Annotated in this window: 2 protein-coding genes; both read right to left on the reverse strand. The window is 60.7% G+C overall.

The window, feature by feature from the left end; translation table 11 throughout:
• Positions 1 to 76: 76 nt before the first annotated feature.
• On the reverse strand, positions 77 to 442 hold the full coding sequence (locus M9Q49_RS28490; protein WP_254512700.1) for a Flp family type IVb pilin: 366 nt from the start codon (positions 440 to 442) through the stop codon (positions 77 to 79).
• Positions 443 to 657: 215 nt separating this feature from the next.
• A complete protein-coding gene (locus M9Q49_RS28495; RefSeq protein ID WP_254512701.1) occupies positions 658 to 14,514 on the reverse strand; it encodes a cadherin domain-containing protein in 13,857 nt (4,618 codons plus the stop codon).
• Positions 14,515 to 14,838 lie beyond the last annotated feature (324 nt).

Raw genomic sequence — 14,838 nt, forward strand, 5'->3', positions numbered from 1 at the left:
CAAGAATAAACCTTGGGCTGAAGAAAGACTTCGAGCCCAAGGTTTGTGTGCATCACACAGACGACAGTTTGGAAACCTACGGTCCGGTTTCACCGACGTTGTCGGCAGCGTTGTTGGTGTTGACGACGACGGTCAGGCCGGTGTCAACAGCGAGGCCGATGCCGGTCGAGCTATCGGCGGTGTCCTTGGCATCCGACCAGCCAAAGTGAGCGCTCGAGGCGCCGCTGCCGGCAGCGCCGTAGGTGACGCCCGAGACTTCGAAGCTTTGATCGGTCGCGCCAATGGCGTTGGCCGTATCGGCCAATTCGGCGAGCACCGCGTCGCGGAGCATCGTCCAGCCACTGACCAAGCCGATGACCAGGATGGTGACAATCAGGATCAGCTCGACGCTGACCACGAAACCGCCTTCGTCTTTCCACAACTTGCGAACGAGATTCTTCACAGCAGATTCCTCACACATGGGTTAAAACTCAGACCGCCGAATTGGCAAGTCACTTTGAATCAGGGACCACGGCTGGCTGGCAAAAAGAACACACGTCTCGTTGTCGTTGGCCGGCTTCAAGCACCATCATCCCGATGGCGGCCGCCTGGATTGTTGAGCCAGGCAGCGAGAATATCTTCCGAATCATTTCGAATATTGTGTGAACAAATTAAGAATTAAGCGCCCACAACATTAGCGATGAACACGGTGATGGCCTTGTCGTAGAACAAGCCACCTTGGTCGGTCGTACGCACGCGGATCTTGTAGCTCGTCTTCATTTCGTAGTCGAAGCTGTTCACCGCGAAGAGCTGGTTGTTCACAATCGTGAACAGAGCGTTGTCATCACCACCGAGACCCGACACCAGCGAGTAGGTGTGCGTGTCGTTGGCATTGAGATCGGAGCTGGTGAATGTGCCGATCAGAGCGTTCGACCCGGCGTTCTCCGCGATCGTGGCATTCGAGAGAGTGAGCCCATTCGGAGCCACGTTCAGCGGGTTGGCGACTGCGATAGTGAACGTCTTCGTGAACGACAGGTTGCCCTGATCGGTCGACGTGATGCTCACGCTGTAAGTCGTTCCCACTGGTCCGATGACCGCGGCCGGAGCCACTTGCAGCACACCATTGCTGACCACGAACTTCGCAGCATCGGTTCCACCCAAGGTATAGGTGAACGTGTTGCCGCTGTTTGGATCGGTCGTCGTCAGCGTTCCCACATTCGTGCCACCGGCAGCGGCGGGTGGCACCGTGAGACCCGACAGCGCGATGTTGGTCGGGGCTTGGTTACCGGTCTCAACCACATTGGCGATGTAGATCGTCAGTGCTCGTTCCGTCGACAGACCACCTTGATCGGTACTGCGAACACGAATCTGGTACGAGGTCTTGGCTTCGAAGTCGAAGCTGGCATTCGCTCGCAGTTCGTTGCTCCCGCTGGCGATCGAGAAGGATCCGTTGTCGGTGCTGCCCGTTCCGCTCACCAGGGTGTAGGTGAACGTGTTCCCCGGGTTGGGATCGGTCGTCGAGAGGCTGCCGACCAGTGCACCAACCAGGTTGTTCTCGGCAATCGTGAACGAGCTGAGGTTGATGAAGGTCGGAGCCGCGTTTGGTGCTCCGCTGACCGTGATTGCGAAGGCCTTCGTGGTCGACAGGCCACCTTGATCGGTCGAGGTGACGGTGATGTTGTAGACCGTGCCAACTGGGTCCGTCACGTCCGAGGCCAGGCGGAGGACCGTTCCTGCGATCATGAACTTCGAAGCGTTCGCCCCACCTAAGCTGTAGTTGAACGAGTCTCCAGCGTTCGAATCACTCGTGGTCAGGAAGCCGACCGGAATGCCGTTGAGCGCTCCCGGCGCGACCGTCGATCCCGACAGGAGGATGTTCGTCGGAGCCTGGTTACCTGTCTCGGGGACGTCGGTGACGAAGATCGTAAAGACCTTCTCAACCGATGCACCACCTTGATCGGTGCTCTTCACACGAATCGAGTAGCTGGGCTTCGTCTCGAAGTCGAGATTGCCATTCGCACGCAACTGGTTACCGCTGATGTTGAAGCTGGCGAAGTCGGTGCTACCCGTGCCAGTCGTCATCAGCGTGTAGGTGTGCGTGTCGCTCGGCAGGTCCGGATCGGTAGTGCTCAAGAGACCAACCACACCGTTCACACCGGCGTTCTCAGCGATCGTCGCGTTCGACAGGCTGATGTTCGTCGGATTGCTGTTGAGGTGATTCACAGTGATCGTCACCGTAGCCGAACTGCTGAGGTTCCCTGCATCGGTCACCGACACAGTCAGTGAGTACGACGGAGTAACCGCCGAGTTAAGAGTGTTCGCCACGGTGATCACACCGCTTGGGCTGATCGCGAAAGCGTTGCCCGTGTTGCCGCCAGTGATCGCGAACGTCTTGGTATCACCAGCGTCGACATCATTGGCGACGACCGTGCCCACCGTAAAGCCCGTGGCCACAGTGTCGAGCACCGAGAAGCTTTGGTTGGCGATCGTTGGAGCTTCGTTGACGTTCGTGACCGTCACGGCGATGGCTTTGTCACCCGAGAGCGAGCCGTCGCTGACGCGGACGATCAGGTCGTAGACGTTGTTACCACCGATGTCCCCGGGGTTCTCGAAGTTGGGAGCCGAGAGGAACGACAGCAGGCCCAGATCGTGATCGATCGTAAACTTCCCAGCGTCGAGTCCACCCACGATGCTGTAAGCCAGCGTGGCGATTGCATCCGGATCGAGACCGGTGACCGTCGTCACCGCGGTGGTGTTCTCAGCAACGCTGAAGGCATTGCCGCTGGTGATCGCCGGGGCTTCGTTCACGTTCGTGAGATTGATCGTGATCGTGGCACTGACCGACAGCGAACCACCGTCGGTCACGCTCACCGTCAAGCTGTAACTCGGAGTCCCTTCGAAGTTCAGCAGCGAACCGTTAGCGACCGTGATCGCTCCGGTGCTGGCGTTGATCGCGAATGCCCCACTGCTGTTGCCAGCCGTGATCGCGAAGCTCTTCGAGTCGCTCGCATCGACGTCATTAGCAACCACCGTGCCGACAGCCGCTCCATTCGCACTATTCTCGGCGACCGAGAAGGTTTGCGGAGCGATCGTCGGAGCTTCGTTGACGTTCGTCAGGTTCACCGTCACGGTGTTGCTGGCCGACAGCGAACCGCTGTCCGTCACGCTCACCGTTAGCGGATAGCTCGACGTTCCTTCGAAGTTCAGCAGCGAGCCATTGGCCACCGTGATCACACCGGTGCTGGCGTTGATCGCGAAGGCGCCGCTGCTGTTGCCTGCCGTAATCGCGAAGCTCTTCGTGTCACCGGCATCGACATCATTGGCGACCACCGTGCCGACCGTGGCGCCGTTCGCACTGTTCTCGGCGACCGAGAAGGCTTGTGGAGCCAGCGTCGGGGCTTCGTTGACGTTCGTGAGGTTGATCGTGATCGTCGCACTCGACGAACCAACCGGGCTACCGTTGTCGGTCACGCTGACCGTCAAGCTGTAGCTTGGAGTCCCTTCGAAGTTGAGGAGCGAACCGTTGGCCACGCTCAGCACACCGGCGGGGCTGATCGCGAAGGCGCCACTGGCGTTGCCGCCGGTGATCGCGAAGGCGAGCAGATCGCCAGCATCCACATCGCTGGCGAGCACGGAACCGATCGTCGTGCCATTCGCACTGTTCTCGGGAACCGAGAATGTTTGCGGAGCGATCGTCGGGGCCGAGTTCACGTTCGTGACGTTGATCGTCACCGTGTTGCTCGCCGAGAGATTGCCGCCATCGGTCACGCTCACCGTCAGCGTGTAAACCGGCGTGGTGTTGAAGTCGAGCTCAGCGGCCACCGTGATCACGCCGCTGGCACTGATCGCGAAGGCGTTGCCGGTGTTGCCACCGGTGATGGCGAACGTCTTGGTGTCGGCTGCATCGACGTCGCTGGCCAGCACCGTGCCGACCGTCGCACCAATCGCCGCTTGTTCCGAGACGCTGAAGGACTGAGCACCGATCGTCGGAGCTTCGTTGACATTCGTCAGCGAGATCGTCACCGGGACACTCACGGGATGAGTTCCATCGGTGACGCTCGCCGTCAGACTGAAGGTGTTCGTTCCTTCGAAGTTCAGCACCGCACCACTGGCCACGGTGATCGCGCCAGTGCTCGGATTGATCACAAAGTTGCTCGAACCAGTGCCGCTGAGCGAATAAGTCAGCGAGGCTCCGGCATCAGGATCTGTTGCCGAAACAGCACCGACGGCAGCTCCCGTCGTCGAGTTCTCGGCCACCGACAAGCTGTAGCTGGCGGCGCCGAACGTCGGAGCTTCGTCCACGTTTGTCAGGTTGATCGTCACCGTTGCCGATGACGATACCGGCGAAGCACCATCATCGGTCACGGTCACAGTGAGCGGGAACGACGGAGTCGTTTCAAAGTTCAACTGCGAGCTATCGGCTACGGTGATCGCACCGGTGCTGGCGTTGATCGCGAACGCGCCCGAGGCGTTGCCGCCGGTGATCGCGTAGCTCAGCGTCTGGCCCACATCGGCGTCGCTGGCGACAACCGTTCCTGCTGCCGCACCATTCGCACTGTTCTCGGCCAGGCTGAAGGCTTGGTTGGCGATTGTCGGCGAGGTGTTCGTCGAGAGCGTCACGTTGTCGATGGCCAGCATGTCGTCGTTGCCGGCATCGTTCAAGTCCTTCCAGCGAAGGAAGAGCGTGGCGCCCGGCGCCCAGCTGACTCCCGTCACCGTCGCCGAGACAGCCGTGCGATTAGCTGCGAGGTTGCCATCGAGCACCACATCGGCGCCGGTCACTGCAGCGGCGACTGGCGCGGTGAAGTCGAGGGCCGTCACCGAGGTGAAGCCGGTCGTCGCGCCCAGCGAAGTGGCCGTCGTGCTGTAGTCGAACGTCAGCTTATTGACGGCCGAGGCGTGCACGCCATCCTTCCACTGTTCACCGACAAAGCTCAGCGTGAAGTTGCTCAGCGGCGCGCCGCTGTTGTTCACAATCGCCAAGCCCAGATAGGCTTGCAGGCTGCCGGACGAGAACGCACCCAGCGACCGTTCGTTCGAGCCAGGATTACCGTAAAGGAAAGTATCCCCCGTGGTCGAAGTGCCGCTGTCGATCTGAATGCTCTGCTCAGCGTTGCCGCCCACCGTGCCGAACGTACCGCCGTATTCGATCACGCTCCAACCAGCCGGCAGAACCATCGCCGTCGGCAACGTCAACCGATCGGCAGGAACTGGCGTCGGCAGTAGGTTATCGAAGTTCTGCGTATACACGCCCGTGAACGAAGCCGGTCCAACCGGCGCCACGATGTTGATGTTCACCACGACACCGGTGATCGTGTTCGCACCATCGCTGACCGTCACGGTGAAGCTATCGGTTTGGCCAGCCGTTCCCGTCGTGCCGGTGTAGCGAATCGCGTTGCCGAGCGAGCTACTGGCGTTCAGGTCGGTCGAGGTGAACGACGTGATGGCTGCACCGTTCTTCGTTAGCGTGCCGCGAGTCGGCGCACTGGTGATGGTGTAGGTCAGCGTGGCGTTCTCCGGATCGGCAAAGCTCAGCAGCGCACTGCCGAGTTGAATCACCTGGCCGGGATTGATCGTGATCGTCCGGTTCAACGTTTGAATCGGCTGTTCGTTGACGTTCGTCAGGTTGACCGTCACCGTCGACGTGGTGACTGCGGAAGTGGAATCCGTCGCAGTCACCGTCAACGTGAACGTCGGCGTGACCTCAAAGTTCAGCTGCGAGCCATCATTGACTTGAATCACACCGCTGCTGTTGATGCTGAAGGCACCAACACCCGTGCCGTTGCCAGCCGTGATCGCATAGCCAGTGATCGTCACACCGGTATCCGGAACCGCCGTGGCCGTGCCCACCGTGATGCCATTCGCCGTGTTCTCCGGCAGCGAGAACGTCTGATTCGCAAACGTCGTCGGTTCCACGACGTTGGTGAGGTTGATCGTGATCGTGTTGCTCGCCGACAGCGAACCGCCGTCGGTCACGCTCACGGTGAGCGTGAAGCTCGGCGTGGTCTCGAAGTTCAGCAGCGAGCTGTTCGCCACCGTGATCGCGCCCGTGCTCTGGTTGATCGCGAACGCGCCACTGGCGTTGCCAGCCGTGATCGCGAACGACTTCGTATCGCCGGCATCAACATCATTGGCGACCACCGTACCCACCACGGTCGTGTTGACCGAGTTCTCGGCAACCGAGAACGTCTGCGGAGCCAGCGTCGGTCCTTCATTGACGTTCGTGAGGTTGATCGTGACCGGAGCATTCACCGTCGCGGTGCCGTCGCTGACCGAAGCCGTCAACGCGAAGCTGGCGATTCCTTCGAAGTTAAGCGTCGCACCTGCAGCCACCGTGATCGCGCCCGTGTTCGGGTTGATCGCGAAGTTGTTCGAACCCGCGCCGCTCAGGCTGTAAACCAGCGTCGTGCCTGCATCAGCATCGTTGGCCGATACATTTCCAACTGCTACACCAGTGGCCGAGTTCTCCGGCAAGCTGAACGTGTATGGCGAACCCACAAACACCGGCGGATTATTCACAGGTGCCGAGAGAATCACCGCACCATCGACGGAGTCGGTGTCGGCATTCGTCGGCGCGGGAATCAACGTCAGGTCTTCGAAGTTGCCATCGATGATCGACGCCCCACCCCGCAGATTCAGCTTCGTGGTGCCAGTGGCGCCAGCCGCCACCGTGGCCCGAATGGTGAACAGCGAGCCGACCGTGCCGAACGACAGCAGGTTCGTACCACTTCCCGACGACGCCGTCACCAGGATCGTGCCTGGCGAGGGAATCGTGTACGCCCCGCTGAAGCCAGCCCCGGCCAGAATGCTGCCGAAGCTCAAGCTCGTCGGCGCTCCCGCCGAACCAGCAAACGTCAGCTTCGAGGTGTCGTAGGTAAAGCTGAAGTCAAAGCCACCCACCGTGATGCCCGACGGTTCTGTCACTTCCAGCATCAGCGGAATATCAACTTGAATGCCGTTGCTCGAGTTGCCATCTGCATCGACCGAGCCCGACAGGTTATTTGGGATATACAGCTTCGGGTCAGGGCCAGGGACGCCCACCGGCGGCGTCACACCCACCGGCAACGCCGGGATATTCGGCACGGCAATGTTCAAAATCTGCCGCTGCACAAAGCCGGTATCCGCAGCCGCGAACGACATGCTGTAGTTGATGTCGGCGATGATGTACGGATCGGCATTCTGGAAGGCCGTGAACCCGCTGTTCACTCCCAAGATCGCCCGCTGAATCAAGCCGGTGTCGGCTGCTGCGTAGTTCTGATTGCCGTTCGCATCGCCGAAGAATGCCGCCACATGCACGCCATTGTCGGCGATCGACGGCACTGGATCGAAGTTGATCGAAGCATCGACCACATCCAGGTTCGAGATGCTCAGGATATGCTTCGAACCATACGGGGCAGTCTCCGGCACCGTGGCGGTGAATTCACCCAGCACCAGAGAGCCATTCGTCGAAGCGAAGGCGCCGCCACTGCTCATCGTGACTTGCACCACGCCGGGGCTGACAATCGTGAAGCCCGCCGAGGCGCCCAAGATGGCTGGGTTGATCACGAAGTTCGTGATCGAGAGCAACGTCGGATCGAAGTTCAACCGGAAGTCGATCCCACCAATGTTGTTGCCGTTGCTGATCGTGATCGGAATCCCATTCGCCGCCGAAGCAGGAATCTTCACCGCCTGGCCATAACCACGGGCGAAGTCGGGCACGCTCACCGTCACCGCATTCGCCGCCGGTGTAGCTACCGTGAACGTCGAGGTGTAATCGCCAGCGGCAGTCCCTGCGAAGTTCCGCAGCGGATTCCCATCGAGATCGACGAACCCGTTCGCCGCACTGCTGCGAAGCGTGATGGTGTAGGTATCTGGCGCCAACGTTCCTGGCGCCGCTCCAACCCCGGCTCCCGTCGTCAGCGAGCCCGTCTTGATGAACGTGAACCCGGTGTTGTTGGCATTGAACACCAGCGACCCGCGCACCGCGCCGGTATTCGCACCCACCAGCGTCACGTCCGCCGCACCCAAGCTGCCCGCCCCTACCTGATCGTAGAGGTTGATATTCGCGGCATTCACGGCCCGATTGAACGTGCCGACAAATCCGGTCGCCGTCGGCACGATGCTGGCAATCGCCAGCGGGCCGGAGCCAATCGTTACTAGGCCGTCAACATTGGCATCGGCGCCATTCGTAGCGGCCGGAGCCAGCAGGAACAACGCAGCGCCGCTGTCGGCAACGCTCGAGTTACCTTGCAGATTGAGCACCACAGTGCCCGAGGCGGCTGCAGCAACGTTGAAGGTGATATTCGCGAGCGTCACCGTCGTGCCGCTGCCGATCGTAGCACCGGCCGAACCGGTCGCGGTGAACACCAGGTTGCCTGGCGTGCTGCCGCTGCTATCGAGAGCAAATCCAGCCAGCGGTCCGCCAGCGAGATTCACCGAGCTGAAGGTCAACTTCGACGAGTCGTAGACGATGTGAATCAAGGCTCCACCGACCGAGGCGCCATCGACTTCGGTGACTTGCAGATTCACGGGCACCACAATCGGAGCCCCGGCGTTCGCGGTGAGCGTGGTCGGAATGAAGATCCGGCCTTCGCTCCGATCGGTCACGTTGATGGTCACGGTCGCCGTGCTGCTGAGTGCCGGCGAGCCGTTGTCGGTGACTTGCACCGTGAGCGGATAGCTGGCCGTCGTTTCGAAATCGAGCGTGCCGGTAACGGTGATCTGACCGGTGGTCGCATTGATCGTGAACGGACCACTGACTTGCGACGGCGAGCTGGAAACCAAGAAGGCGTAGCTCAGCGTCTGGCCTGCGTTGTTGTCGGTAGCAGCAACGGTTCCCACCGTCGTGCCCGCAACGGCTGATTCGGCGACCGTGAAGCTTTGAGCATTCACGGTTGGCGCGACATTCACGCCACTGTCGAGCACGAAGTTGATGTAATCGAGCGTGATCCGCGTGCTGCTGACGGTCCAGTTGGCACTGTTCGAAACCGCGGCTTGAATTTGAGCGGCAGTGCCGGAAGTGACAACATTGTTGTACTGACCGTTATTCACAGCCGAGCTAGTGCCACCGATCGCGACGGCGCTGGTTCCCAGCGTGAGTCCAGCCGGCAAGGCGCTGGTGGTCGAGCTGGTGGCGTCGGCATCAAAGGTCGAGCGCGAGAGGTTGATCGCGTAAATCGGCGTCGGAGTTGCCACCGCTCCCTGGAACGCAATCAAGCTGTCGCCGCTCGCCAAGGCAAAGGAGCTGGCGGACGTTTCGCGTGTCACCGTTCCGGGGTTGGAAGCCGGCGAGTTGACAGTGAACGTCGTGCCGTCGCCGGAAATGCTGATCTCCGTGCCGGCGAGAATGCCGCCAGCTGGCGCGGTGTAGAGCAACACGCCCTCGTTAGCGCGGAATCCACCACCTGCCAACCAACCTTGATCGGTAAAGCGGATTTCCGTCAGCGGAGCGAGATTCACCAGCGGGACGAAGGTGAATTCATCCAGGCCAGTCGAGTCGATGCCCGTGATCACAATGTCGCCTGGAGCGAGAATCTGCAAATCGTCGCTGGTGATCGTCGCCCCCGCAGCGGCGCTCGCCAGGGTGGCACCGATCGGGTTCGACAGCGTCACGGTGAACTGTTCGTTCCCTTCGATCGTGAGGTCACCGTTGACACTGACCGAGATCTGCTTGCTGGTTTCATTCGCCAGGAAATTCACCGATCCGCTCGGCAGCACTCCACCCGTGAAGTCGGTGGCGTCGGCAGCACCAGCACCAGCACCGGTGACCGCCCAGTTCACACTGGCTGTGCCGGAAACATCGCCTGCGCGAGTGATGGTGAACGTGAACAGGGTTGGACCGCTGTTCCCTTCGAGCTGAGCAGCGATATCGGCAGCGATCGACAAACTGGTCGTGGCGATCACATTCGGGGCACCGGGAGTCAGCACCGCCCCAACGGGCAGATTGGCGCTGCCGCCGGTTTGGCTGTAGGCCGTTTCGGAGTTGGGCGTGCTTACGCCGTCGTCCACCAGATCACCATTGAACCAGGCTGATGCACTCAGAGGAGTGTTGTCGGTGCTGATGCGCGAGGCTGCGTCCGGAATGGCCGTTCCCTGAATCAGAGACACACCGCCGTAGACGAGGTCGCTCGGAAACCCTTGATTGACCCAGCCGACGGCGTCGATCACAGTCGCGCCCGCAGGGAGATCAAGGCTGCCGTCGTTGTTCGTATCTAAGTCTTGACCGACGGTAATCGGAGTCGAGCTGTAGATGAGCAGCATCGATTGCGATTGATTGCTCAAACCTGCGCCCGAATCGAGTGCCGGATTCGTCACAACCGAAGTGCCGGCCGGAATCGTGTGACCACCGCTAGTCGCCTTGATGACCAGCAAGCCATTCGAGCCAACCGTGGCATTGTTGAGATCGGTCACAAACACGGCGTTGCCGGCGGTGTTCGCGGGATTCGCTGCCAACTGAACGACGTACCAATTGCTCAGCGTGGCGTTCGGCGTACCCTTGAGTTCGACGTACTCATAAGGAGTATCTGTGGCGCTCGGCGGATTCACCGAAACTTCGTTGAGCAACAGATCAGCTCGTTCGTTTTCGGTGATCGTGACCACCGACGTGGCAATCGTGGCCAACGTTGCGCCACCGGTCGGGTTCGTCAGGGCCAGGTTGATCGTCTTGTTGAGGTTCTGCACCAGGTTGTCGGTGATCGGAATCGTGAATTGCTTCGGCGCGTTGTCGCCGTCGGCCCAATTCAACGTGCCGTTGGTCGAGGTGTAGTCGGTGCCAGCCACTGCGGTGCCACCGGCAACCGTCGCGTAGTTCACCGCCACAGCGCCCGCTGCTCCACCGTTGCGATTGACCGTGATCGTCGCCGTGCCCGCGTTTTCATCGACGCTGTAAGACGAGGTGCTGAAGCCGAACGAACCGTTCACATTGGCGGCAGTCGCCGTGAAGGTGAAGTCGTCCACGGCCAGGCCGTCGTCCGAACCCGAGACATCGACATCCACCCAGCGGATGTAAACCACGCCGTTGGCAGGAATATTCGCTGGAATCATCGTGCTGGCAAACGTGGTCTTGTTCGTGTTGCCATCAATGCCACCCACCGCGCCAGTCGTATTCGGTGAGCTGAAATCGAGCAGGTTGAAATCAGTCCAGGTTCCCGTCGTCAAACTGGTCGCGTCGAGACTGTATTGGAAATCGAGTTGGTCAGGGCGACCCGCCGCCCCGATGCGCCACTGCTCACCGGTGTAGCCGATCGAGAACGAATCCAGCGCCCCGCCGGTGGTGTTCTTGATGGCGGCTCCGAACAGAGGGATTAGGTTGCCGCTCCGCAAACCACCCAAGGCACGTTCGGGATCAGAGTTGGCGCCAAAGCTGTAGGTGTCACCGGTAGTGCTGGCGCCGTTTCCTGCGCCATAGCTGGTGTTGGCGCTGGCGCCCGATTCGCTGATCTGCCAACCGGTGGGGAGAGTGCTCGAAGAGGCAGTCGCGAGCGAGTTGAAGTCTTGCGAGTAGGTCGAGCCAGGAGTGCCGTAGCTGACAAAGTTGGTAGCTGCAGCGTTAATCGTCAGACTGGTCCCAAACGAGGTCGAGCTGCTCGCGATGAAGCCGACGTTGGGGACGAAGAACGCTTGAATGTTGCTGTAGCTGCCAACCGGAATCGAGGTCGACGACACGCTGTAAGTGCCATTCGCGCCCGTGCCACTGATGGTGGTGGTGCTGGCCAGCAGCGTGCCCGACAAACCGCCATCGCGAATTTCGATCGTGCCCGCGGGCGTAGCAGTGCCCGTCGAGGCGGTGATCGTACCAGCGAAGGTTACCGAATCGCCAAAGCCCGCCGTTGTGGGCGAGATGCTGTCGATCGTGGTCGCAGTTGCGGCCCCCACTGCATTCACAGTGAGTGTGCTGCCGAACGGCGACGAATTGCTGCTGGTGAACCCGGTTCCGGCAACGAAGTACGCCTGTACGTTGCTATAGGTGCCTGCCGGCACCGTGGTGCTGCCGATACTGAACGTGCCGTTTGTTCCCGTACCGCCGATGGTGGTGGTGCTGGCCAGCAGCGTGCCGGTCGGGCCGCCGTCGCGAATCTGAATCGTACCGGCTGGCAAGTTCGAACCGCTCGCGGCTACCACCGTGCCGGTGAATACGATCGCAGTTCCGAAGTTGGCTGTCAGCGGCGAAATCGTGCTCAAGTCAGTCGTCGTGCCGATCACTTCACCAACGAAGAAGGCGACAGGCGGCGGCACGACCACGGCGGACGTGGTCCAGTTCGTAAAGTCCTGAGCCAAGGCGCGAATCTGCGCGGGCGTTCCCGTGACCAGCGAACCGATGTCCGGGTCGGCATTATTGAGCGATCCATTGAAAGTGGCGGTGCCGAAGCTCAAGGCGTCGGTGCCCACCGTCAAATTTGGCGGCAACGCAGTTGTATTAGTGTTGGCCGGAGCTCCAGTAACGAAATTGGCTGAGCTAACGATCGAAATCACGGTAGGAGCGGCCGCGGTACCCTGATAAGCGGCGATCGAATCGCCCGCATTGGCCAGGGCCGGAGCAGTGCCAGTGGTCGTCAAACCCGTCGTGGAACCATCGAAGTTCGTGACGCCAGGCGTTCCCCACACAAACCGGCTGCCGGCCGGATATGCCTGGGTAAAGGTGACCTTGATATTTCCTTCGGTCGTGCCAAAGCCGTTGGTCGTGCCGTTGTAGCCGCCATCCGTAAAGAACACTTCCGTTCCGGCGCCGATGTTCTTCAGCAGCACGAACGAGAACTGCTCGGTAGTGAGGTTCATGCCCGTAAAGATCAGATCACCTGCGGCCAGAGTCGACGGTCCGACTGCAGTGACGTCCAGCGTCGAAGCGAACACGCTCGAGCTGCTCGCCGAGAAACCGTTCGCAGGCACGAAGAAGGCTTGGATGTTGTTGAAGCTGCCAGCCGGCACGGTGTTTGAGCTGATGCTGAAGGTGCCGTTCGCGCCGCTGCCACCAATGGTCGTGGTGCTGGCGAGCAGTGTGCCCGTGGCGCCGCCGTTGCGAATTTCGATCGTGCCAGCCGGGAGTGTTGTGCCCGAACCGGCCACAATCGTGCCTGCGAACGTGATCGCGTCACCTTGGTTCGCGGCCAACGGGTTGATGCTGCCAAGGGTGGTCGTCGTGGTAATCGCATTGATCGCCAGCGCCGATCCGAACACCGAAGAGCTGCTGGCGAGGAAGCCAACGCTCGGCACGAAGAAGGCTTGAATGCTCGAGTAGTTACCAACCGGAACGGCCGACGAATTGATGCTGAAGGTGCCGTTCGCACCCGTGCCGCCAATGGTCGTGGTGCTGGCGAGCAGCGTGCCGCTGGCGCCGCCGTCGCGAATTTCAATCGTGCCTGCGGGAGTTGTGGAACCAGATCCAGCGACCACGGTGCCGGAGAAGGTCACCGGCGAACCAAAAGCGCCGCTGAGTGGCGTGATGCTATTGAGTGAGGTCGTCGTCGAGGCGCCAACCGCATTCACAGTCAGCGTCGAACCGAATGCGCTCGAGCTGCTGTTGTCAAAGCCACTGCCAGCGACGTAGAAGGCTTGCAGATTGCTGTAGGTCCCGGCCGGAATTGCGGACGACGAAATGCTGAACGTGCCATTCGCGCCGGTGCCGCCAATCAAATTGCTGCTGGCCAGCAGCGTGCCGTTATTGCGAATCTCAATTGTGCCGGTGGGTGTGGTGCTACCGCTGCTGGCGACCACTGTGCCGTTGAAAGTGACCGCTTGACCTTGATTCACTGTCAGCGGGGTAACTCCGGTCAACGCCGTTGTCGTTGCCGTCGTGGACGGACCTGCGTTGGTCCAGGTCAAGCTGACGTCGTCGATACCGAAGGTGTCGCGATTGCCGCTGCCCGATGAAGCCCCCAAGGCCACCACGCGTAGATGTACAGAACCGGGCAGGTTGTCGAGCGCCGAGCCCAAGGAATAAGTAGCAGTCGTTGAACCAAACGCGGCGGTATCGGTGTAGGTGCCCAGCGTCGTCCAGACAGTGCCACCGTTCGTCGAGTATTGCGCAGTCCAAGTCGTGCTGCGCGGCTGCACATTCAGCATTTGATTCGAAAAGGTCAAGCTGAAACCGGTGCGATTGGCGGTGTTTGCCAGCTCGAAATCAAAAGCGGCGCCAGGATCGCCGAGCGAGCCGGTTTGACGCAAGCCAAGCGCTCGATCCGTTTTCGCTCCCTGAGCCGCAGTCGATTCTGTTCCGGTGCTCCCATCCGCCGATGCGAGATTCTTGAACCCGCCGGCCGTATCTGACCAGGTTCCCGCAGCCGTGCCGGCAGTTGTCACGGTGCCGAGCGCCCCTGCCGCGGCCGCTGTGCGAACCGTCCAGCCAGTGGGCAAGCCAGAACCGAGCGTATCGAACGTCTCGGTGTAGGAAGTAGCGGGCGCGGCGGGCAGGGTCAACGCAGCCATCAGCGAGCGATCTTCCAGCCCTTCAACGTGCCCTTTGCGGAATTGATTCAGAAACTCGCGGCGGCGCTCCGCAGAAGTTTTCCGAGTTTTGCGGCGAAACAACCGGGCCAGCGAGCTGAAAAGATTCTTGAGCATCGACGACATCCTTCGTGGAGTAAATGAAATGCGGTGAATAGACCTGGGGCAAAACCGGCGCGCAGGCCGGCCATTTCGGCCACCGGCGCGCAGCTTCGCCGCGGAGGATGGCCATTCGTTTTGCTAATGGGCCTGGCGGGGTGAGGAAGCCAGGATGGGATGGAGCAGGCAATTCAGAGACGAGGCGAAGTTCCATGAACTCGCGCGCTCTGCCCGCCTAGCGCTTTGCGCTTGGCAGGAATTTCATTCGCGACAGCTGTCGCGGCTTCTTGGCGAAACTGGGTCAGAATCTAGGCAGCGACTGTTTGGATTTCGTGAATCGAT

The sequence above is a fragment of the Anatilimnocola floriformis genome (genome assembly GCF_024256385.1).
Classification (GTDB): Bacteria; Planctomycetota; Planctomycetia; order Pirellulales; family Pirellulaceae; genus Anatilimnocola; species Anatilimnocola floriformis.